The organism is Photorhabdus hindustanensis (assembly GCF_002968995.1).
GTDB classification, from domain to species: Bacteria; Pseudomonadota; Gammaproteobacteria; order Enterobacterales; family Enterobacteriaceae; genus Photorhabdus; species Photorhabdus akhurstii.
This window is the reverse complement of sequence record NZ_PUWT01000003.1, coordinates 18,680-44,436: the sequence shown is the minus strand read 5'-3', so window position 1 is coordinate 44,436 and position 25,757 is coordinate 18,680. Positions and strand designations below refer to the sequence as shown.

Genomic DNA, 25,757 nt, shown 5'->3' with positions numbered 1-25,757 from the left:
TCACAAATAAGGTTGGAAGATTTGCTAGTTTCTAAGGGGCCTGTCAGCCCCGATTTTAGTTCATATTGCGATATTGTGTTCTACTTCCTGCATAGATTGCCTTACGAACTCCGCAAATGGCTTTACGTTTTTTCCTACCGAGGCTGATTCTAGCGCTGATAAATACTGAGTTCTATTTTTGAGTTTAATCACCGTCCAAGGGTATCCTCCGATTACCAGCAAGAAATTCATTAAGAATCTGGCAGTGCGGCCATTACCATCGGGGAACGGATGAATGTAACCCAGAAAAAGATGTCCCAAGATAGCCTTTACTACAAAGTACTTCTCATTAGCGATCAACTCTTTCAGTGCTTCCATACAGTCCATCAATTGCTCGCTGGAGGGTGGCACATGCATTGAAGTGCGGATATAGATTGGTCCTTTGCGAAATCCCGCTAAATCTAGTCTGTTGATAATTCCGGCATCTACACAAGGATTGAACAGCGCAGTGAACCAGTCAGTCAAGCCAACGTCGATCAGATAGTGGATATCCAAGCCTTCTTTATCTTCATGTGCCTCACGCAGTAGCTCTTTCACCTTGTTGAAGGCATCGTAATAGCCTCTGGCAGCCATTGCATCCTTCTGCTCCTTGTCCCTTTGGATTGTATCCGGCGACCAGTCACCTTTAGACAGGCGCTCGATTAATTCTGGCGTAACCTTGTAACCCTCGATGGATAGTGAGTTGTAGGCATCGCTTATGTAGAGGCTGCTCATCATGGCGTGTATTTTTTCGATTGAGCGCTCAAAGAAGTCAAAAGGTGGTGGAAAGTCATCAAATACCTCGACGACTTCTTGTCTCATCTCCTGCCACAAGAGCCTCACACGAACTGCGCTTGGGGATTCTCCCCGACTACCACCTACTATCATCGGAATATGGTCAAATGGGTTAACCTGCTTAATACCTTCAAAACCGGCTCCTTCCATGATGGTTTGTAGTTTCCGGCTTTCGGCTCTCATCTTTAGCTGCTGATAGGCGCCAATTAATCTGTTTCCTGAGGCAACATTCTTGGTTGTCAGTACTGCTTCTGAAAGCAGACTCAGATCAGCATTCCTGAGTGCTAGCTGAATGCTTATAGGGTTGGCTCTGAAAGTTTGTGGGCCAGTTTCAACGAGTGCGCTTTCTAACGAATGAACATTTATACCGTTTACTCTGATAGTCTTACAGGGAACCCTTCCCTTGATGATCACCATACTCATGTTGTTAGGTAGGTTAAGTGTGCGAGGCGTCGTGTCTGAGGTGTAGACAATTATCTGGTTTGGTAAGGCATTGTTTGCTGTATGTAAATCAAGAGAGGATTCGGGACTTAGCCAGTAATCATCTCCGAAGATACTTTCGACGTACTGCCCAACGAAAGACCAGATGGATTCATACCAAAGTACTGAATCACCTGCTTTTTCAGTCGTGAAATCTGCATCCAGGAGATACCATCCCCTGATGATTTGCTTGAAATAGCCTTTATTGATCAGAAGTGTGCGTTGTTTATCAGTGATTGACTTAGAACTCAACACGTTGCCCACGGCCGCATCGCTTGCAGCTCTCAGCGCTTCTGCCAACCTTTCGTTTCCAGTTTTTGCCATGTCTTTCTTCCAGCAGATGTTCAAGTATTAGCTAATACGGGAATACAATATTAGCTATTACGATATTGAATTACTAGCTTTTACGAACTTGCATTATTAGCTATTACGCACTTGCATTATTAGCTGTTACACTCAAATGCAGTGAATTTAAGTCTTCTATCAACTGATGGCTGATGGTCAACATGCGGCAAAGGCCAAACAGATTGTTGGGGATTTTTTATAACTCCTTAGATCGCTCGAACCGGATTGAGTTCCTTCAAAGTGTTCGACTTTTGCAAAGTCATTTAGGACAAATTAACCCTAATATTAATAAAGGTATTGTTTACTACAAAGTTATTAATTTTTTTATTTAATGTTACAGATCGCATTTTTGTGAATAAAAGAGACGCTATTATGCATTAGCGAAATCGCTTAACGACGGGTAAAGATAACGTTCTCTTTGTCTGTATAACGATGAAACTTGTTATTCAATTTTAATAATTACTATTCATTCAGAGGTCTTTATGGGCAGTACCGGAAGTGTCAGTGCGTGGGATGAAGCGTTATTAATTGCCGCTATTCAATATCCTGTTCCTATTATTAAGGGGCCTGAAGATATTCAGGTTCAAGTGCGGCAGATTTGTAAAACAATCGATTCAACTAAAGCCGGTTATCCTGACTTGGATTTTATTGTATTTCCTGAATATTCCGCTCAGGGATTAAATACCAAGATCTGGACTTACGATGAAATGTTGTTATCGCTGGACAGTCCAGAAGTGGATTGTTTTCGCCAGGCTTGTATCCGCAATGATATTTGGGGCGTGTTTTCAGTCATGGAACGTAATGAAGATCCGTCTCAGCCACCTTATAACTCTGCAATTATTATTAACAATAATGGTGAGATTGCATTGCATTACCGAAAATTGCAGCCTTGGGTGCCGATTGAGCCTTGGATGCCGGGTAATTTGGGCATGCCGGTTTGTGAAGGGCCTAAAGGTACAAAGCTGGCGGTGTGTATTTGTCATGATGGTATGTTTCCTGAGTTGGCGCGTGAAGCAGCCTATAAAGGTTGTAACGTTTTTATCCGTATTTCTGGTTATTCTACCCAAGTCAACGATCAATGGATCTGGACTAATCGCACTAATGCCTGGCAGAACTTAATGTATACCGTATCGGTTAATCTGGCAGGTTACGATGAAGTTTTTTATTATTTCGGTGAAGGTACGATTTGTAATTATGACGGTAACGTTATCCAGCAAGGTCAGCGTAATCCGTGGGAAATTGTTACCGCTGAACTATTCCCGCGTCTGGCGGATAAGGCTCGTGAGAATTGGGCGCTAGAGAACAGTATTTTTAATCTCGGTTGCCGAGGCTATGTTGGTAAACCTGGCGGGGAGAGAGCTAATTATTTGACTTGGGTGCGCGATTTGGCAAACGGTGAATATAAATTGCCTTGGGATGAAAACATCCGTATTCGTGATGGCTGGAAATATTACCCAGAAGGTGTGAAATTGGGGCCATTACCGAAAATTGATAAGTAAACTGAGAGGCTAATAATATGGCAACCACAGGAGTGCTGCGATGCTGCTATTCTTTCCATCCTATGTCAACTTAAAGCGTAGTGGAAAAGTGGTGAATCTGGCATTCTTCTGGTATGAAAGGTATTGTGTGAAATTTTAACTATTTTTTTTGAAATTGAAAATAGTATAAATATTTTATTGGATAACTATTATAGCAAGGTGATTTTTATTATCTTTTTATTAATCCTATTGTGTTTATTAATTGATTGCATTACTAGTCTAGTATTAATTTATTGAATGGATTAATCATCTATATGATGATTGAGAATAGTTTTAATTCTCGTGTAAATTGGATATATAAAATCTAGATTTAATTGAACTGAGATATATACGGTAGATTAAAATAAAACGATTTTTTAAAAACGATTAAAGTAGAAATATATTTTAGACTGGATGATTCACCGTGATAGGCCATAGTGTAATCCTATTCATCAAACATCTAAGCATCATGATGTTTGATGAATACTCCTATTTTCTATTAAAAAGGTAATTACTTATGGCAAATAAAATAGAATCACGAATTAGCTATAAAACGCTATTTAACGATAACCAAGATCTCTATTGTTTTCCCGGTTTACCTGAAGCCAACGATGGCCCTTTGGCTTATTTGGTCGATCTGTATCAACAGTCCTGCTTGTTTGAAGAAGATGCCGATAAAAAGAGTGCCCGGCTTCTTAGCCAACGACGGCCAGATATTGAAAAATTACTGCTTGATGGCACAAATCTCAATCAAACCAGTCAATCATTACCCTTTGTTGTTGAAATTCTTGCCGAAAAAGTTAAAACATATCTCAATAACGACCAACCTTTGACGGGTTCGTTGGCTGATATTTATTACCCGCTTTCGTTGCCATTTCATTTTCCACTCCAGCAAACGACAACCGTACTGGCCGAAAAGCAGATCTCATTACTGGATCTTATTCAACAAGCCGACAGAAAATACCCCAATTTTATAGATGACAACCTGAGCGTGGATTCGCTGCAAACGGCCATGATGGTTAGTAGTACCTTGGCGCCCAAACTGCAAGCTTTGCTGTTGGAAACATCACAAAGCGGCCAAAAAGATTTCTTCGATAACTACTACGGTCTCAAAGGCGATGCAGCCGAGGCGGAACGCTCTTTGTCTCGCCTCACAGTGTTTACCCAACAAACCGGGCTAAGTTCCCAAGAAGCTGAACGCCTGTTTGCCGTTAATGGCATATCAAAAGAGGAAGAAGACGAGATATACAGTACCGTCACTTATTCCGCGAATGTCATCAAACCCGACAATGTGGATAAACGGTTTCCTTCCGGTGCTAACTATGCCGCTTCCTATATCAATGCGGGTCAAGCTCCCGCGCTCTATCTGGAAAAATTCGAGAATAAAGACACCGCCAAAAGCGTTATCCTAATCTCAGACGTCAGTACTGATAACTTTGACCGTATCCAACGTTTCCTGCATCTGCAAAAAGCACTGAAACTCTCTTATGAGCAACTGGATCTGTTACTGGCAACCGCACGACAAGCAGAAAAACAGACCGGTTTTGTTATCACAGAAGCAACTATCCGCACATTGGGCGTCTTCCTGCATTTCCGGCAAGAGTACAACATAACCGCAGAGCGGTTTGCTGCTTTTATCGGCCAGATAACGCCTTATGCTCTCGGCGATCAACTCTCCTTCTTTGACAGGATTTTCAATGCGCAAGGACTGTCAAAACAGGCATCCTCTTCCTCTGTGCTTGTGCTGGATAATCGTGAATTTGACCCAATGGCGACCGAAGGCCCTGATGCTTTAATCGTTAATCAGCTATGCAAAGGTCTGAATATTGATGATGAAACATGCCAAATTCTGCTAACGCTCGTGATGTATGTTCAGGGGTTGAAGAAACCCCAGTGTTCACTGAATGTCGTTTCCGCCCTGTATCGCTTGGTAGAATTGCCTCGTCAGTTACGCATGTCAATTAAAGAGGGTTTGGGGCTACTCGTCATATTGAGCCGTGATAATAACAATTATCTGCAACAGCTAGCGGGTATTCCAACATTGGCGCAAGATGCCAAGGCCATTGATATCCTTGATGTACTTATCGCGGTCATGAATGCGGCACAGTGGATTCAGCGCCATAATTTATCTCCCCTGTCGCTGAACACGTTACTCACCCCTTATCGATCTGACGGCAATGTGACGGTTGATATTGAGAATATTGATTGGATTAACAAAGTCAGAACTGTTATCCCTGATGCTAGCGATGCGCTGTTGAGTGAAGCTAAAATTGGCGCTGTCATGCAAGACTTTCAGGCGAAGAAGACGCCGATCCAGTGGATGAATGAGCTTAATCAACTGATAGGAGAATTAGGTGTTGTTTTGGTTCAAGTCGTTTCAAACGATGATCAAAAAGCCTTAAGCGGCAAAGTCAGCGAAATTCTTAAAAAATTAGCCCAAGATGATAAATGGCAACAACAAGGGGATACCTGGACACAAAAGTTAACGACCTTGATAGGCAACGCCTTTATTGCCCAACAGGATCTGATAATTAATGCTATCGCCCATGTCTTTGATATTGAGGATTCACTTGCGCTGCCACTATTGCGATGGACGGGAAATAGCAACGTTAACTTTTTGAGGAAGACCATTGTATTGGCTCGTCGTTCCGGTTCTCAACAACAAACAGAGCAAGCGCTGACTACATGGTACGATCTCAACCGTTATGCTGAGATTTGCAAGCTATTCAAGCTGAAAGATACAAGCGTTATAGCATTAGTGAGTTACCCTGCCGGGTTCAATCTCCAGAAAGATAACCAACTTCGCCCCCTTGATTTGACGTTTCTCCATCGCCTGAGCCGTTATAGTGATTGGCTGAATTTATTACCCGCCAATAAAACAGAAGTTGATGTGATCTACTATCTGTATCAAGTCGGTCAAATTGGGCAACAACCGTCTGACGCCAAAGTTTGGAGTGCTGAACAGGCAGCCACAAATCTGGCCGAATTAATTGGCTGGTCAAGTAAAGAGGTTCTGCGGGTAACCAGCGATTTCAATCTGAAGGTGGCACAGAATGTCGTTGACGTTAGTACCGTCATGCGTCTAAAAGCACTGGCCGAAAAGAGTCAAGTATCTGCCCAGCCATTACTGGATATCGCCAAACTGACCACAGCATCCAGCTATGATCATTGGTATCAAGTCAGCAGCGCTTTATTTGCCGCCACCTCTTCCGAAGTACAATCCAAGCTAGGCGGTTCACTCAATGAACGCTGGCGCGATGCGATGGTCGAATATCTGTTACGGCGTTGGGCGCCTTCCAGCGATGCTTCATCGGATATCACGACCGTTGAAGATCTTTCAAACTATTTCCTGACCGATATATTGGTTGCTAAAGAAGTCGATACCAGTAGAGTGGCTTTTTGCATTGCCAGCTTACAACGTTATCTGTTTCGTCTCTTTTCCCGGATGGAAACCGGCTATGAGGGACAAATCATCAGTGATGAACGCACCCAGTTCTGGGAGAACTTTCTGAATCAATATAACCGTTGGCAAGCTTGGCAAAGGCAAAGAAACTTCCCGGAAAACTTTATCTCCCCCGCTAGCAGGCTGCGTAAAACCAGCGCCTTTACCACGCTGGAAAACGATTTGGGTCAATCACGTTTGAACAACAATATGATCCAAACAGCCATTCTGCATTATCTGACCGAATTTGAACGGATCAGCAATTTGCAATTAATGTGCGGCTATATCGACGGTACTGACCCTAAAAACGATAGCTATCACTTTATCGGTAAAAGCAATGTCGAACCTATAGAGTATTACTGGCGCACACTGGATATTAAGCTGCGTGATAACAACGATGTCATTAGCCCACTGGCGTGGAGTGAATGGGAAAAAATCACATTGTCTTTATCCGGAACCATGCTGGCAATCCGGCCTATTGTGATTTCTGGCCGTCAATATGCAATCTGGGTTGAGCGTGAAGCAACGCCATTGATGGGTGTAGATCAGAAACCCACCGATTATCGCGCCATTAATGTGAAATTTACCTTCAAACAAAGCAATGGTGAATGGAGCGCCCCCAATCTATTACTCCGCTTGGATGGTAGAGATGCCAACGGTGAATATCCGACACAAGAGGGGCAGCGCGTTACCGATAAAAGTAACCCTTACTTGAAAGATGAAAAATATAAACCTGGGTTGATAGCCATGGTGGATGTACAACTACAAGTGGACGGAGACCAATGGATGGGGGTTTTATTGTACGACTCCGAAAATAAAGATAGCAGCAAGTGGGAGAAAAACAAAGATTATTACCTTGAATTGCGCGACTTATTATTGCTGGATAAGAAGTCCCTGACTCAAGAGAATGAAAAAACACTTGTTACGATGTGGTATAAGTTGTTCAGCAATCCAGACACACTACAACATCACTATGCAGGTACAGCGAAGTTTCTCACCATAAAAGAAACCGAGGAGGAAACGAAGAATAGTTATGATGGTGTTAAACCACATAAATCTTCTTTTCTGCAATTAGAGGGCAAAGTAGGCAGCGGAGGAACTAATCTTCTGTTAACTTGCAGAAACACATTGGTTAAACGCCATCAGTTAGAATCATCAAACCCTGACAGGTTCCCCTCTGAAGCACTTTTTTGGGTGATCGATACTAAGAACATTCAAATGCAAGTCGAAATTCCTGCCAGTGATACGGCAATAAAAACGTTTAATTTTAAATGGGTTGGAGAAAATGCACCAACGGATGTTTTTATTATCAGCTATGATGAAACACAACTTTTCAAGTTATTACCTTCTGAATGGAAAGATGATCAAATTACCAAAAGCCACGATTTTTCATGGATCGGTAGCGGTGCATTTCAGGCCAGTACACAATGGAATCTCAGTGATAAAAACCTGTCCCTCTCCATTGAGGGAGAGAATATTTCCTTACGTAAAGAGATATACAAAATCCAAGATGGTTGGGAATATTTATCATCTGTGCTGATCTTCAGAACATACCCACAAGGTGAACAATACGCCATACAAGAATTACCACTAGATGGTAACGCGGTAATACAAGATATCATTTTTAATCTTAAGCCAAATATCAATACTTATTCTTTTAGTTTAGTTGCAGGATTAATTGAATCAGAAAATAAACTACAAGTTATCGAGAATATATACGAACTCACGATCGAAGAAGGTGATAAAATTCCTGCCATTACGTTGAAAAGAAATACAAAGCAAGTTCAATATCTAGATATAACCAACCTGAAATTCAAATCTACCGCCATTAGATTAAACACATTATTTGGCAAACAACTGGTCGCACGAGCGACGCAATCCATTGACAAGGTATTGGCATGGGAAACTCAATCCTTGCTGGAGCCTGCGTTGGATAACGAAACTTCACCGACAAAAGTCGATTTTAATGGTGCTAACGGGCAATATTTCTGGGAACTGTTTTTCCATCTTCCTTTCCTAATCTCTTCCCGACTTTATGAAGAGCAGCGTTTTTATGATGCACGCCGATGGTTTATTAATTACCTGTTTGACCCTTATAACAATATTCGAATGTGGAATTCTCGCGCCATTGTCGAAAATGGCAATGATCTTCCTCCAATAATGAGAACGGCCGATCCTGATACTATCGCTTACAACCAGCCCGTCTATTATCAGAAATCCCTGTTCCATTTCTTAATCAATTTGTGGATACAAGAAGGCGATAACCTCTACAGACAACTGACCAGAGATAGCCTGAATGAGGCTGGTTTATGTTATCAACAGGCTTTGCAATTGCTCGGCGCATTACCGGAAGGTTTGGATGCCAGTCATTGGCGCCCAGAGACCTTGGAAAAGGTCAAAGCAAAATTGAAACCCAAAGTACGTGCGGCTGAAAATTTATTTAAATCCCCGTTCAATGAAAAACTGATTGAATTTCAAAAAACGTTGAACACTCGGCTCTATAACTTGCGTCATGGCCTAACACTGGATGGCAAAGTACAACCGTTGCCACTTTATGCTAGTGCCGCGAGTGCAGAGAGCTTGACGCAAAGAAACGCAGGCTATCTCACCAGCGGGCTGAACAATATGCAGCAGCAGATCCCCCCTTATCGCTTCCCATTGATGTTAAAAAGCGCAAATAGCGCGGTAAAACAATTAATTGAAATGGGACATCGGTTACTTCATATCATAGAAACTGAAGTTGATGCCGAAAAGGACGTGCTGGTACAATCGCAAGCGCTCCGGTTATCTGCTTTTACAGTGGAACTGCAACAACAAGCCTTGCAACTTGCGCAAATGGGGAAAGCCACACTGGAAGTCAGCAAAAAAATGGCAGAGGAGCGCTACCAACATTATCACGCTCTATATGAAGAAAATCTTTCTGCTTTGGAGATTTCAGCCATCAGCATGAAAGTGGCATCAGGAATATCCAGAATGACGGCGGCGCCTTTCTTTATCACCAGCGCGGCACTGGAAACCATACCCAATATTTTTGGTCTGGCAGTTGGGGGAACAAGGTACGAAGCGCCTGTCAAAAATGTAGCTATCGTTGCTGAAATTCTTTCTGATGTATTAGACAACACTGCCGACAGGTTGCAAGACGGAGCAGAATACCAACGCCGCCGCCAGGAATGGGAAATTGAGTACAAACAAGCCCACAGCGAAATCAATATCATTGAGATGCAATTAAAAGAGCAGGAATTGCTTATCAAAAGCTCTCAAACCGCCCTGCAAGAAGCTCAGGCACAACAATCCGCTGCCCGTGAGCTGTATGAGTTTATAACATCCGGCTTTCTGGTTGTCCCAACCTATAAGTGGCTGATGGGTCGTCTCGCAGCACTGTATGCGCCAGCCTATGATGCGGTACTTTCTATGTGTTTGATGGCGGAAAGAAGCTGGCGGTATGAAGTCGGGGATTATCAGCGGCAAGGTTTTATCAAAACCTCGGCGTGGAATGATTCTTACCAGGGTTTGCTGGCAGGGGAATCTTTGCAGCTTGATCTATTACAAATGGAAAGCGCTTGGTTACAACGCAATGAACGCCGTTTGAATATCAATAAAACCATCTCGCTCAGTAAATTGCTGTCAGACAATGGGTTGAAAACTCAAATCATTAATAAAAAGGCGGTGAGTTTTACGCTGGATTCTAAACTGTTCGACACGAATTATCCCGGACATTATCTACGCCAGATTAAGCGCATTTCCGTTTCGATATCACTAAACATATCCAGCCCTTACCCTGCATTACCGACGGAGATTAGCGCCATCCTGACACAAACCAGCAGTTTCACTTTAACCAATACCGATATTGATGGGGTAACCTGGCTTTATGACCCAACCAGAAATAGCGGAAGCGATAAAAATATTGTGAAGAATCTGCGCGCTCAACAGCAAATTGCCCTCTCTTCCTTAAATGAAAAAGATGATGGTGGTGTCGCTAAAGAGAACTGGCTATGCACCCTGATGTTTGATGATGATCGCTATCTGCCTTTCGAAGGAACAGGAGCCATTTCAACCTGGACATTGGAATTCCCCGATCAGTCTGTGATTGATGTCCTGGTTCCCAACCTTTATACATCGCAGTTGAAAGATATTCAGATTCATCTCCACTACACTGCGTTAGATGGTGGTAAACCGTTTGCCACAGCAGTAAAAGGTAAAGTGAAGAATGGATAAATCGGCGCCTGAGAGAGTGAATTATATGATGGTCGAGTATCAATAGTTTACTGGATAAGATCGGATTGTTGATAACGTACCGCTTTATCCAAAACATCGTTAACGGTCAGAGCTGGGAGTTTTCCCGGCTCTGTACTGAACATCAATAAGTTGAGCGGGAATTAGGGGCTATTTTGTCTGCTTAAAGAATCTGAAATTCCTATATAGGGTATTTTTAGTAGTGATAGCGGCATTGTGCTATTAATAGTTCATCATTCTCAACAGAGTATACTAACCTCTGTTCCTCAGTAATACGCCTTGACCAGAACCCGGTAAAATTGTGTTTAAGAGGTTCAGGTTTACCAATACCTGTAAATGGTTGTCTTTTTATATCTTTGATTAAGTTGTTAATACGCTTCAATATTGCTCGGTCAGTTTGTTGCCAATAAAGATAATCTTCCCAGGCGTTATCTGAAAAAGTTACTTTCATCAGTCTAAATCCAATTCCTTGACCTTTCCTTTCCCGGTTCTTAACTGAGAAATAGATTCTATAAGGCGATTCGTGTTGGTTGGTGATCTCATCAAATAAGCTGTTTCTTGCAAAGATTCGAAATCAGCTAATGACATAAGTACGCAACTTTCGCCATTTTTACGAGTGATAATCACTGGGCTACAATCGTTCACGACATTTATCATCGTTTTAGAAAAATTTTGTCTTGCTTCTGAGTAAGTTAACACTTTCATTTATCCCACCTATGTCAAGAAATAACCTGAAAAATACAACGAAATACCGATTAATCGTACAATATATTGTACGATTGTTTTTGTATCTTGCAAGCTTCTAAGTTCATAATTTGTGATAGCCGAGCTATAGCGGTCATTATTATCAGATTAACTAAGGTGTCATATGTACAACTTTGACAAATACAAATATAAAGAGCGAAACGTTGCCTGCCGAAAAAATGCAGGTTGTGTTCTTTCTGCCGAAGAGAGTGAGCGTGTTGCACGATTGATTCGTGTGTTTGATGCCGCAGTACAACTTTTTAGCGGAAATAAGAATGAAGCATGGATATGGTTAAAAAGTCCTGTTAAGGGGCTTGGTGGAGTTACTCCAATGTCTCTTATTGCAACTGAAAGTGGCGCACTTGAAGTGCTAGATCTCATCTGGCGTCTGGAACATGGGGTATTCTCATGATTTTTCTATAGAATTAAGAAAAATCATTCTCCTTCTTTAATCTCTCTTTTCTAGATTAATGCCCAGTCAAATGTGAACTGGGCATTTTTTTAACGTCATGGTAGGTGGCAGGTTTACATTAAATAGAATCGATATTAATTATTTCAAATTGTTATTATATTAATAATATATTATATGTGCGGAATTAATGTTATTCGTAAAAATATATTTTTGGTATTTTAATAAAGAAAAAATAAATAATTGATCATAATTAGTGAAACGTTATATCTTATGTGAAAGAAAGAGGTTTTCTGCGTTAAATATTGTTTTTTAATTTTGGCTTTTTTATTTGAAAGTATTTGTCTATACATCAGTTTAGGTATTTTTTGATTTTAAAGTTTTATGGTGCGTTTTTTATGAATAAATTGTCTTTTGAGTAAAAGTATGTCTAAAAGATTTGTACAAATTCTCTCTAATCTGCATATCAGCAGGAGAGCTGCTTACCTTATATTCTGTGTGCTAAGAACTAAATTGCCGGATAAATGAAATAATGGTGGAGTAGCATTTTCCTGCATTCAGTATTTTAAATAAAGCTTAATCGTTGAGCCGGAATATCTGTTTTTTTCGAAATGATTATATCCCGTGATCACCGCTTTAACGTTGCTAACAATCTGTTATTTGGTCTCTTTTTATCATGAAGAGGCTAAAGGATTTATATTGCCAAAAAAATGAGACATTCAACCTAACCATTATATCCGTCGAGTACGGTTTTAACTTCTATTAAACTAAGGGATTGTTTATGGGGAAATCATCAAGCAGAAGTGCGGAATATTTCTTTACCGGGAATTATTTCGCTGATGACAATGATAATGACATTGATGCCATTGGATTTGGTGGCTATATCTATGCCCGCGGAGGAAATGACCATATTGCTCTGGGGTCGATTGCCGCCAAAGTTTATACCGGTACAGGTAATGACACGGTAGTCGGTGGTGCGGCATATTTATCCATTGTGGATTCCACAGGTGATTTGGTAGTAAGAGGTGGTGCGGGTTACACTGATATTGATAAAGATGGTGATGGTGATATTTCATTTTCTGGTGCCGCGGGTGGCGTTGTTATGGATCACACCGGTCATCACGGTGATCTGGATTTTACCGGTGCGGCCATTTATAACGAAATGAACCGTGACGGTCTAACGGGTAATATGAGCTTCAATGGTTCTGGCGGCTACAATAAATTATGGCACGGAACCAATCAGGGAGATTTATTCTTTGATGGCGCTGGAGCGGGTAACAAAATTGACCGCACTTGGTATGACAATTACAACGGAAGCCGTGGCGATGTCACATTTAATGGCGCAGGTGCGGCAAATAGTATTAGCTCGCGGACAGAGTTCGGTAATATTGTTTTTGAAGGTGCCGGGGTTGATAATCACATTGTACGTAAAGGTAAAGAGGGTGATATTACCTTGAGTGGTGCTGGGGCATCGAACCGAATTAAGCGTATTCGCCAAAAGGAAGATGTTTACGTACAGACCCGTGGTGATATTTCTTTCGAGGGGGCAGGTGGTTATAACAAGATTTATTCTAATATTGCGCATGGCAATATTAATTTCTCCGGTGTCGGAGCCTACAACCAAATATCAAGAATAGGTGTCAATAATAGTCTCCGTGATGAGGCGCTGGAATATGCTAAGGCTAAAGATATTGTATTAACTACAGCGACGATGGGCGGAACTTGGATTCAAGAAGCCCGGCAAGTGACAGGTATTAAATCAACCACTGAACCTGATACTTATCTCTTTGCCTTTGCTGACGAAATGTATACGAAAATCAGCAAAATTCAGCTCCAAAATGATCCCGAAACCGGCAAGCTCAATTATTACGCTACCTCCTGGTATAAAGAGGGTAATCACCTCAATGGTCTCGCTTCAACGGAGATTTCTTCCGGTAATGGATTTGTCAATATCAACATCAATGATGCTTACCGACTTTTCAATTTAATGGTTGAACATCATCAACCGGTAACTATCCATGCCGTTGAAGAAGGTTTGTCTGAAAATGAATGGGTTATTTATGCGGGTGGGACAGCGGTCAAAGCGGAAGATATCACCCTCTCTGATGCAAAGATGGGAGGGCATGCGATCTCTGCCAATTGTCAGAAGTTTGATGTTTCCGCGGTGAGATCGAACCGTCAACCGAATACTTATGTATATGCTAAATATCTAGAATCATACACGAGAGTGGTGGTGGTTGAACTGGGAAATGATCCTATCACGCAGGAACTCAAATACCTTGTCAACGCGTGGTTCAAAGCGGGTGATCATACCGGCAATCTGGCTGATGAAGATATTTCATCCGCAAACGGTTATCACTCGATAAGTGCAGGTAGTTGTGTGTTAAGTCAGCTTCAATATAGCCTTAATGCAACGATGCGGTATGGTTCTGATCGGTTGGCACATACCGAAGAATACCGTCAGCAAGCACTGGTGAACTCATCTACTAACAGTGGTGACAGCTCCGGTGATATTCAATTCAATGGCGCTGGCGGCGGAAATGTTATTACATCCAGCGTCACCTATGGCAATGTCAATTTTGAAGGAGCGGGTGCTGCGAACGTCGTTGTAAAAAAGGGGGAAGAGGGTAAGTTGACATTCCGTGGCACAGGTCTGGCAAATGTCGTTGTTCATCAAAGTCAGCGTGGAGATATGGATGTTTATGCTGGTGGTGCGGCAAATGTTTTCGTCCGTGTCGGAGATGGACGATATTTGGCACATCTTCTGGCGGTCGGCAATATTTCAATCCACAACGGCAATGGCAACAGCCAGATTTTCATGTTAGGTGGCTGCAACACGCACACGCAGATAGGCAATGGTAGAGCGAGCTGGTTAGGTGCGGGCGGTTTTAATGTCATGACCCAAAAAGGAAATGGCAGTCTCTCCTCGGTATTGGTGGGCGGCGCCAATGTGCTGACTAAGCTCGGTACCGGTGATTTGGTTTCCGGTATGCTCGGCGGGGCTAACATTATCACGCATATCAGTGATGATGCTGAAGTGTCGAATACTAGGGCAATTGCCTTGGGTGGCGCTAATGTTCTTACCAAGAAAGGGCCGGGTAATGTGTTGGCAGTGATGGGCGGTGGTGCAAACGTTCTGACTCACATTGGTAACGGAAATACGACAGGTGTGATGCTCGGTGGCGCCAACATCCTGACAAAAATAGGAGACGGCGATACTACCGGCACTCTGTTTGGGATAGGTAATGTACTTACCCATGTCGGTGGCGGTCAGACTGTGGGGGTGATGGGAGCGGCAGGCAATATCTTTACCAGAGTCGGGGATGGCGCTGTGATTGCAGCCATGATTGGCGCAGGCAACCTCTTTACTCATGTCGGTAAGGGTGATGTATGGGCGTTGATGGGAGGCGCGGTAAACATCTTTACTAAAGTGGGTGATGGTGATGCGTTGGCGCTGATGATAGCCGCAGGCAACATATTTACCCACATTGGTGATGGGAGTAGTGTCGCCCTGATGCTGGCAAAAGGTAATGTCGCGACTAAGGTGGGTAATGGTATGACGTTAGCCGCAATGGTGGGTGGCGCCAATATTTTTACCCATATGGGAGATGGTAATACCTTTGCCGCCATGATCGGTGGCGCCAATGTGTTGACTAAGATCGGTAATGATCTGACAACTGCTTTGATGATAGGTAAAGCTAATATCTATTCCCATGTGGGTAATGGTTCCAGTATTGGCTTGTTTGCCGGTGAACTGAACGTAATGACTAAAATCGGTGATGGCACAACGTTGGCGGCAATGTTTGGTCAGGCCAATATCATGACCCATGTCGGCAATGGTTTAACCGGTGTTTTGGCGTTAGGAGAAGCGAATGTTGTCACCAAAACCGGTAATGATTTTATGGGGGTGGTTGCAGGGGCGAAAGCTAATGTTATTACTCATGTAGGCAACGCGGTGACTGCTGGCGTACTGCTTGGCGAAGGTAATATTCTGACCAAAGTGGGAGAGGGGACGACTGTCGGCTTGCTTGTGTCGAATGTGGGGAATGTCATGACCCATGTTGGTGATGGCACAACAGTGGGATTTGCTAAAGGTAAAGCCAATATCATTACCAAAGTGGGGAATGGCGCCGGTATCAATGCGGTTTGGGGTGAAGCTAATATCTTGACGCAAAAGGGGCATGGTGATCGTTATAACTTCGCGAAAGGTAAAGCGAACATCATAACCAAAGTGGGTGATGGACAAGAAGTGACGATCGTTCAGGGTGATGTCAATATTATCACTCATGTTGGTCACGGTGATGATTACACCGGCGCCTGGGGTAAAGCTAACGTCATTACCAAGGTCGGTAATGGGCGCAATGTGGTGCTTGCCAAAGGTGAGGCTAATATTGTGACTCAGGTGGGTAACGGTGATAGTTTTAATGCCTTGTGGAGTAAAGGGAATATTGTCACCAAAGCGGGTGATGGCATGCAAGTTACCGCGGCAAAAGGCAAAGCGAATATCACCACCACCGTGGGAAATGGCTTAAATGTAACGGCGACGCATGGCGACCTGAATGTGAATACCAAAGTGGGTGAGGGTGTTTCCGTTAACGTGGCATGGGGTAATTTCAATGTTAATACTAAAGTTGGAAATGGCCTGAATGTTGCGGTGATGAAAGGTAAAAATAACGCCAATATTCATATTGGTGATGGTCTGGGGATGAATGCCTCTTATGCACGTAATAACGTGGCGATTAAGATCGGTAACGGTGATTTCTATAGTTTCTCTGTTGCAGAAAGCAATACGCAAAGCAACAAACTCTCTTCCTTCTTTGAACATATCAAACAGACAGCGTTAGGTGTGGGGGGCAGTCAGGCGATCAATTATCTGGTTGAGGGCGGTGAGGCTAGTACATCTGGGACACATAAAGGCAGGGGGGCTATTAATTTAGCCGAAGTTTCTGCTATTGATGGTTTTAAGATGGATGAAATCGCACCGGTAAGTTCAGATTTAAGCAGTCGTCTGAATAGTTCTGTAACAGCGATAGAAACGCCCGAGCTCGAAAATATCCATCATTCATTGAATATTGATAAAAGCGATGATCGGAAACAGGAAGCCAATCTGATCATCAATGGTAATTTTGAGCAAGGTAATTACGGCTGGCTGGCAACTAATGGTATTGAAGCATATCACTCAGCCGGTGCTTACGGTCTTGATAACGAGGGGCATGGAGAGCGGGTTAGTGAACTTGACGCGGATAGAAACACTGCGATTTATCAGGATCTACAAGACTTGTTCGAGGGAGAAGTTATTTCATTGAGCTTTGATTTTGCCAATCGCGCCAATGCTTATCTTACCAATAATGGCATGGAGGTTTTCTGGAACGGGGAACAGGTATTCTCAACTTCTGGAGATGCCGCTGGATGGCAAAACAAAACGCTGGAGTTGACAGCGAAAACCGGTAGTAACCAAATTGCATTTAAAGGTACAGGTTTAAATGATGGCGTAGGTTATGTTCTCGATAATATTGTTGCGAAATCTGAAAGCTCACGACCAGCCAAGGCCGTTATCGAACAGGTAAAACAGGATAAAGCGGCGCAAAACGCGTTAAGTGATAAAAATAAGGCTGGAGAAGATCGCCGCGTCTTGGAACAAGAGAAAGAGAAACAACTGGCAGCAATTGCAGAAACACAATCTCGATTGGAGTCAACGGATCAGGCGGTGCTAAACACCAATGGGCAAGCGCAGCGTGATGCGATAAAAGAAGAATCACAAGCAGTGACAGATGAGCTGCTCTCCATGACTCAAGGTCTGGATGCATTGAATGACTTTGATAATTATCACGGTAAATCTGGTGATCAATGGCGTAATCAATTTGCTGCCGAATTCTTAAACAATGTTCAGAGTAAGTTGGATAACACCAAAACTAATGCACAGAGAGCATTGGTTAATGTACAGCAAAATATTAGCGATAACCGACAGAGTGTGAAAAAAGCGATTGCACAATCGGAGGCAGGTATAGCGAAAAGTGAGCAGCATCGTATTGGCGTGCGACAAGATATGATAGACGCTCATAAAAAAGTGGAATTGAGAGAAAAAGAGGCCCTGTTACAACAGCGGCAAGCAGAAAGAGCGGAAAGTAATGCCAGTGTTGCTTATCTAGAGGCAGAAAATCGAGGCAAACGTGATATTGCTGTGGCTGAGGAGAAAGTGATTCAGGCACAAACCGATGCGAAGAGCGCGAAACAGAGTGACAATGCTAAGCCACAGCGAATAGGCGCACTTGGTAGCGGTTTGCCGGGAGAGGCTTATCAGTCCACGGCTATGCCTGAAACCAGCAGCCATGTTAACCCTGAGTTTGTCGCACAGGCAGATGGGCGATTCAGTGTAGGATTGATAGAAGAAGATCTGACTATACTGAAAGATGCAGAAAACATGATTAATCGATTGCAGGTTAATAATCAATCTCCGTTGGATAAAAATCTGCTAACAACATCTTCTCAACATCGTGGGGTAATAAAAGGAGATGTTTTTCAAAAAATTGATAACAAAATTTTTGACTTCATAGCACATGGAAAAGAGCTGGAGGCTTATTCATTCCATTTTAGCCAAGATGGTAATGTGTTGGAAAAAGTTAGCAAAATCATCCCAGAAATTGGCAGTGTGCTCTTGACTAAAGGAGATACCGCTGAGTCTAAAAAGCTCATGAAAGGATTGTGTTTTGCTTTATCTGCCCGTTACTTAATGGAAGAGCGAGTACATGGCTCTGGGGGTGGTAAAGCTTATATGTTGTGGTTGAAGGACACTGTTAAAGCCTATAACGACAAATCAGTCAATAAGAAAACCGATATCAACGCCATTGAATCCGCTTTGCTGACTCAATATCGCCGTCAAAATATTGGGGTGGTTATTGAAGATTTATTATCGATGCAGTACAGCCAATTTATGGATGACTCTACTCTTGAAGCCTATAAAAAAGCGAATGCTGCTTATGGCGGCAAATTGAAAGCTAATGGATTGGCCGGGCCGAACATTAATAATGCACTGAATTACTCTGCGGAAGGCTATGAATCCGTCATGGATAAGCTGCGTCATGTAAGAAAATCGACTTATATGACATTCATGTCTGAAGAACATGCTATGTCCGTTGTGGTACATAAAAAAATCAATCAAACAGTCTGGTCATTTTATGATCCTAACTATGGTGGCAAATCGTTTGCTAACTATAACGATTTCCGTCGCTTTATGGATACGTTCCATAAAGGATTTATAACGAGTTATAAATTTCAGGCAAGTAAAGAATCCAACCAAAGCTTTTATGTTCAATTTAATAAGTTTGAAGAGGGAACCATTGCGAAATATGACGGCGTTTGGAAAACGTCACGTGATGGTGAACAAAACTACGTATTGCGCGCATTGAAAGAGCAAGGCAAGGTATTTAACTTAGGCTCAAACGTCACTGGGCGTGTAGTTGATTACCGAGAAGGTGATATCACCTTGGAAGTGACAGCTAAGCAAGGTAAACAAACTAAGAAGGTTCTGGTTGACATTGAGAGCAACAACTTTAAACAAGCGGCCAGCTTTGTGCAGTCGAATATCGATAAAGTCCTCTCTTATCCAGCAGCAAATCGGTTGATACTTAAAGTGCCGGTTGATAGTGATGCGGCGAGCTCTTCACTGGAAAAATTGTCATCAAGTGACATCATCAAAAACAAAGATGCGGGAACTTGGGAGCAGGTGGTTGTCACACCACAAACCGATGATCGTGCAACGCGTTTTTATGGTCAGATTATTATTCAAATGGAAGATGATCCGATCGTTGCCAAAGCCGCCGCCAATCTGGCCGGTAAACATCCGGATTCCAGTGTAGTGGTGCAACTGGATGCTGACGGTAAATATCGTGTCGTCTATGGCGATCCTGCCAGATTATCCGGCAAGTTACGTTGGCAAATTGTCGGTCATGGCCGTGATACGTCGGAGCAAAATAACATTCGCCTGAGTGGTTACACTGCCGATGAACTCGCTGTTAAACTAAAGCAGTTCAGTCACGACCTTAAATCGGCGGGTAAACTAGGCCATATCAGCATTGTGGGTTGTTCTTTGATAAGTGATGACAAACGGGACGGTTTTGCTCGTCGCTTTATCACTGAGTTAGATAAACAAGGTATTCGTAGTAATGTTTCCGCCCGCCGTAGCGAAGTAGCAATTGATGCAACAGGCCGTAAATTTACCCGTGATGCCAATAACCAATGGGTTAATAACTTGCCTGATAACAAAGTTGTATTCGAATGGAATAAACAGGGTGAATTGACAACCAGTACAGAAAGGGTTATTCGCGGTGTTACTGAAAGTGATATCACCCTTTCCAAGGTGGGATACACCGGGGATGATGCGGTGACCAGAGGGGCAGTTGCAGATTATCGTCGTCCTTTTACCATGCCAAAGAAACGTGAAAATACTATTCAGATTGACTCCAACGATAAATCGAATAATCAGTTTAGCTACTCCGGCAACATTCAGGTTAATGTGGGTGAAGGGGAGTTTACTGCGCTCAATTGGGGAACATCAAATGTCGGTATTAAAGTGGGTAGCGGTGGCTTTAAATCACTGGCCTTCGGTGACAATAATGTGATGGTCCATATCGGTGATGGAGACAGTAAATACAGCTTCGATATCAATGGTTACCAAGCGTTTGAAGGGGCGCAGATGTTTATCGGTAATCGTAACGTGAGCTTCAATCAGGGCAGCAGTAATGACTTGATTGTGATGATGGACAAATCCATTCCAACGCCGCCACTGGTTAATCCATTTGATGGTGTGGTGCATGTTGCCGGTGTACTACAAGGTATTGCTTACTCTGGCAAAGAACAAGATTGGTTAATCGCGCAAGATCAGCAATGGACCATCGCCGGTGCGAACAAGTTTGTACAAGATATGTCCCGTTTGGATCAAACCAGTAGTGTGAACTACAAAACGTTGGTTGAGCTGGATTTACAGCATGAACGTAGTAGCCGCGGTTTGAAGCGAGATATTGAATCAACATTGAATAAAAAATATCACCAATGGTTAACCAGCAATGTGACTAGTATGGGCACCATGAGCCGCGCAAATAAATTCCGGCAGGCTAATGAGAAGCTGGCTTTTAACTTTGCCATCGGTGGTCAAGGAGCGGATATCCAGGTAACAGCCGGAAACTGGAATTTTATGTTTGGTGACCATATCCAGTCGATTATGGATACCAACCTGGGTTCGTTGTTTGGTCTGATGACTCAGCAATATTCGGCAACGGGTATGGCGAAGACCACTTTTACCTATCATCCGCAAGACTTGCCGCGTCAGCTTAGGAATAAGCTGCTTGGTCGATTAGCAAGTGTAAATGCAGAGACTACCCTAGCGGACATTTTTGGCGTGAATTACACCGCAGAGGGCCAAATTGTTTCCCTTACAGGGGAATCGGTTGATAGCGAAGCGATTCTGCAAGAGATGCTGGCAGTGATTGCAGAATTTAGCGGGGATCAACTGAAAGCTTTTACAAATCTAGAGAAGTTGCTTGATGGTTTGAAAGCGGGCATTGATATGGGCGAGGATGGCGTCAGATCGTTTGTGGAAAGTCATGGCCTGCAAGAGAAAGCGTCTGATGGAAATCGTGAACCGGAATCTCCAGTGAGCGTCGATAGAAAGCGTGCTCAGACCGATGATGATAAAGCCAAATCTGCATTTGGTTTTAATTCACTGAATTTGCCTAATCTGTTTGCGACGATGTTCAGTAAAGATAAGCAAACAGAAATGAAGTCCTTAATCACGCATTTGAAAGAAAACTTGACGGTTGATTTGCTTAATATGGAGGAAAAGACGTTTGATTTCCTGCGTAACAGCGGTCATTTGCATGACGATGGCGATATCCATATATCGTTGGGAAGCTATAACTTCAATTGGGGTGGCGACGGTAAAGATCTTGGCGCTTATCTGGGAGATAACAACAACTTCTGGGGTGGTCGCGGTGATGATGTTTATTATTCAATGGGTACTTCCAACATCTTTACCGGCGGTGAAGGAGATGATCTAGGCGTCCTGATGGGACGTGAAAACTGGATGTTTGGCGGTAATGGCGATGATACCGCAGTAATGGCCGGGCGTATTAACCATGTGTTTATGGGGGAAGGCAATGACCAGGCGTTTGTCTTTGGTGAAGGCGGTTTTATTGATGCTGGTAACGGACAGGATTACGTCACCATCTCCGGCAACTATAACCGAGTAGATAGCGGTGAAGGTCAGGATTACGTTGTCGCCATCGGCAATAATAACCAGGTTGAATTGGGTGAAGGCAATGATTTTGCCAGAGTATTTGGCAATGACAACCGGATCGATGGCTATTCCGGCAATGATGCAATAAAACTGATGGGCTACCATGCGGTAATCAACGGTGGGGAAGGTGATGATCACTTAATAGCCACGGCGATTTCGAAGTTTAGTGAATTTGATGGCGGTGAAGGTCAGGATTTGCTGGTGCTTGGCGGGTACCAGAACCGCTTCCGGGGTGGTTTGGGTGCGGACAGTTTTGTGGTTAGCGGAGAGGTGATTGATACGTCAGTCAATGATATCAGCGCAGAAGACATGATATTGCTTAATCTTAATGGTGTTGACTGGAGAAACCTGTGGTTGCAGCGCAGCGGGTATGATCTGGTGCTGTCAGTGAAGCGCCAAACTCGGGACAACAGTGCGCAGGGGTTATTTGAATCAGTAGGTTCGGTTACCTTTGATGATTACTTTAATGGCAATCGTGCCAAATTGGTGACTCAGATGGGTGATAAGAACGGGTCAGGGGAGCGTGAGTTTACGGCACTGTCAGATAATGCGGTGGACTCTTTGATTCAGGCAATGAGTAGTTTCGCTCCGACAGTCGGTGATAATGGTTTTATTGAGGGGTTGGAGAGTCAAGCGAAAGTGGCTATCGCAACAGCGTGGGCAGATGTCACGATTGGCAAGGGGAAATTTGCCTAATTAAATTCCTGATAATCAAGTGGCTCAAGATAAATGAGCCACTTTTATTGCTAATCAACCGGTTTCCTACATTAATTCCGTATCGGTATTAAGAAAACGATGAATTGCCTTTAAAACCGCGTCTGGTTTTTCTGCATGAACCCAGTGGCCGCAACCGGCGACTACCCAAGCTTTAGCCTGTGGAAATTGTCTGGCGATATCGTTCCGATATTCTTCCTGAATATAAGGGGAGAGGCCACCGCGAATAAACAAGGCGGGACAAGGCCATGTAGGGATTTCTTGCCAGCCGCTGATCTTTTCGTACTGGTTAATCAATACTGGTAAATTGAACTTCCATTCCCCCTGATGGAATGATTTCAGTAAAAACTGAATGATACCTTCTTCCTGAATATTTTCTCGCATAATCTTAGCGGCATCTTGACGAGTTTTAACTCCGGCTGCTGTCACTTTGTTCAGCGCGGTAAAAATTTGGTCATGACGGCGAACCTGATAAGCCACAGGTGCTATATCAATAAGGACAATTTTTTCTATCCGTTCTGGTGCTAGTGCTGTCATTGCCATCGCGATCTTACCGCCCATTGAATGACCGATAATAATGACAGACTGAATTTGCAGATGATCCAGCAGGGAAATAACATCTTGTGCCATATCGTGGTAATCCATATTATTCGCCCGTGGGGATAAACCGTGATTGCGTACATCGACTTGAATGACGGGATAGTATTGCTGCAAATCACGGGCTAAAACCCCAAGATTATTGAGATCGCCGAATAACCCGTGGATGAATACCACAGGGGTAGAAGAGAGCGGATTTTCCGGTATCTGCATATGGTAATTTAACGGGTTGTCTAATTTCATGATGAGAATTATTTTCTTTCAGGTATTGATATCATACCGTGTATATTGTTGCTTAAATTATAAAAAAGCAACCAGGTTGCACAATTATAGTTAATAATATCTTATGATTAAGTTGTTCTCAAAACGTTCATGTATCAAAAACTTGTTAATTTTTTCAATGTAATACTTAATGGATTGAAAAATAAATGTTCTTCAAGTAAATAATATTATTAAATGGAAAGTTTTAAATAACTTATGAGATGATTATCGGTTCAATCATCTTAGTGAGGTTATTGATTGTGTGTTTATGTGATCTATATCTTGAAAAATTGTGTGTTAATTTTAATTTTTTGTGAAAAAATGATGAAAATTTACTTTATGTGTTATATGAATGAAGACATAAGGTACATTTAACAATAACTACACCGTTCTAATAAGAATAAATAGAATCTGATTTTACACTATGGATTAGGGAATTAAGAAGTGAAGAAAAATTTACTAAAAAGCCTTTATTTTCAAGTTTTGGTTGCAATAACTATCGGCATACTTTTGGGGCATTTCTACCCACAGCTTGGGGCAGAAATGAAGCCATTAGGTGATGGATTTGTCAAATTAATCAAAATGGTTATTGCTCCTGTTATTTTCTGTACCGTTGTGACCGGTATCGCAGGTATGGAAAGTATGAAAGCTGTTGGTAAAACAGGCGCTATTGCATTGGTATATTTTGAAATAGTTAGCACAATTGCTTTGATTATTGGGCTAATTGTTGTCAATGTTGTACAGCCTGGCGCGGGGATGAACATTGATCCCTCTACATTAGATGTTAAAGCGGTGTCCCTATATGCGGAAAAGGCGGCTGAACAAGGGATAATCGCATTTTTACTTGATGTTATTCCGGCTAGTGTCATCGGGGCGTTTGCCAGTGGCAATATTTTGCAGGTCCTACTATTTGCTGTGTTATTTGGTTTTGCACTTCATCGTTTAGGAGAGAAAGGGAAACCAATCTTTAATATTATTGATGGTTTTTCTCATGTTATTTTCGGTATTATCAATATGATAATGCGGTTGGCTCCTTTGGGGGCTTTTGGCGCAATGGCATTTACCATCGGGAAATATGGTATTGGTACGTTGGTACAATTGGGGCAATTAATAGTTTGTTTTTATATCACCTGTATTCTTTTTGTAGTGTTTGTTTTAGGAACAATTGCAAAAGCCACTGGGTTTAGTATATTCCGATTCATTAATTACATTAAAGAAGAATTATTAATCGTATTGGGAACATCGTCTTCTGAATCTGCATTGCCGCGTATGTTAGATAAAATGGAGAAAGTGGGATGCCAGAAATCTGTTGTTGGTTTGGTGATACCAACGGGATATTCATTTAATCTGGATGGAACCTCTATTTACCTGACAATGGCCGCGGTATTTATTGCTCAAGCGACGAATACTCATATGGATATAGTGCATCAAATAACGCTATTAGTTGTATTGCTTTTATCCTCCAAAGGTGCCGCTGGTGTAACAGGTAGTGGGTTTATTGTATTAGCTGCGACAATTTCCGCTGTTGGGCATTTACCATTAGCGGGGCTGGCATTAATATTGGGAATAGATCGTTTCATGTCAGAAGCAAGAGCTTTAACAAATCTGATTGGCAATGGTGTTGCAACGATTGTGGTAGCGAAGAGTTGTCGTCAGCTTGATGAAAGCAAATTAAACGAAGTGTTAAATGCCAAATAAGCAAATCTTTGGGTTTTTATCTATTCGATGATTAATTAATAAAATAATGCCGGCTTTGAGTCGGTATTAATTCTAATCAATAATAGAGTACCGTGTAATTCGAAAAAGCTTACTATTTGAATGGATAGCATTTCTGTACTGTGCTGATTATTGATATATGCGATTTATTTCAGTTGAGATGTAGCGGAAGGTTTCAAAGAAACGGATAGGGTA

9 protein-coding genes are annotated in these 25,757 nt (G+C 42.5%); 5 read left to right on the top strand and 4 right to left on the bottom strand.

Features of this window, described 5'->3' with window-relative positions; translation table 11 throughout:
* Window positions 1-60: 60 nt before the first annotated feature.
* Window positions 61-1,617, bottom strand: coding sequence for a Fic family protein (locus C6H66_RS01540; protein ID WP_105394617.1), 1,557 nt, complete (start codon window positions 1,615-1,617; stop codon window positions 61-63).
* Window positions 1,618-2,120: 503 nt separating this feature from the next.
* On the opposite strand from C6H66_RS01540, the gene C6H66_RS01535 reads away from it, so the two are divergent.
* Both C6H66_RS01535 and C6H66_RS01530 read left to right on the top strand, forming a co-directional pair.
* Window positions 2,121-3,137 (top strand): formamidase, encoded by a 1,017-nt coding sequence (locus tag C6H66_RS01535; RefSeq protein ID WP_046394637.1) that lies wholly within the window; start codon window positions 2,121-2,123, stop codon window positions 3,135-3,137.
* 535 nt (window positions 3,138-3,672) lie between these two features.
* The gene (locus tag C6H66_RS01530) at window positions 3,673-10,812 is read left to right on the top strand and encodes a Tc toxin subunit A-related protein (protein ID WP_105394616.1); all 7,140 of its coding nucleotides are present in this window, start codon (window positions 3,673-3,675) and stop codon (window positions 10,810-10,812) included.
* A 214-nt stretch (window positions 10,813-11,026) separates the two neighbouring features.
* On the opposite strand, the gene C6H66_RS01525 is transcribed toward C6H66_RS01530, so the two are convergent.
* A complete protein-coding gene (locus C6H66_RS01525) occupies window positions 11,027-11,281 on the bottom strand; it encodes a Txe/YoeB family addiction module toxin (protein WP_046394635.1) in 255 nt (84 codons plus the stop codon).
* A complete protein-coding gene (gene yefM / locus C6H66_RS01520) occupies window positions 11,281-11,535 on the bottom strand; it encodes a YoeB-YefM toxin-antitoxin system antitoxin YefM (RefSeq protein WP_046394634.1) in 255 nt (84 codons plus the stop codon). The genes C6H66_RS01525 and yefM overlap by 1 nt, the downstream gene beginning before the upstream one ends.
* A 163-nt stretch (window positions 11,536-11,698) precedes the next feature.
* On the opposite strand from yefM, the gene C6H66_RS01515 reads away from it, so the two are divergent.
* The gene (locus tag C6H66_RS01515) at window positions 11,699-11,986 is read left to right on the top strand and encodes an antitoxin Xre/MbcA/ParS toxin-binding domain-containing protein (RefSeq protein ID WP_082300791.1); all 288 of its coding nucleotides are present in this window, start codon (window positions 11,699-11,701) and stop codon (window positions 11,984-11,986) included.
* Between the two features lie 778 nt (window positions 11,987-12,764).
* Window positions 12,765-22,970 carry an MARTX multifunctional-autoprocessing repeats-in-toxin holotoxin RtxA gene (gene rtxA / locus C6H66_RS01510; protein WP_105394615.1) on the top strand — a complete coding sequence of 3,402 codons (10,206 nt, stop codon included), beginning with the start codon at window positions 12,765-12,767 and terminating at the stop codon, window positions 22,968-22,970.
* Window positions 22,971-23,036: 66 nt separating this feature from the next.
* On the opposite strand, the gene ybfF is transcribed toward rtxA, so the two are convergent.
* Window positions 23,037-23,798, bottom strand: a complete 762-nt coding sequence (gene ybfF / locus C6H66_RS01505) for an esterase (protein WP_422615608.1) — start codon at window positions 23,796-23,798, stop codon at window positions 23,037-23,039.
* Between the two features lie 492 nt (window positions 23,799-24,290).
* Between ybfF and C6H66_RS01500 the strand changes: the two genes are divergently transcribed.
* Entirely contained in the window at window positions 24,291-25,544 is a 1,254-nt protein-coding gene (locus C6H66_RS01500) for a dicarboxylate/amino acid:cation symporter (RefSeq protein ID WP_105394613.1), read from the top strand.
* The last annotated feature ends 213 nt before the right edge of the window (window positions 25,545-25,757 follow it).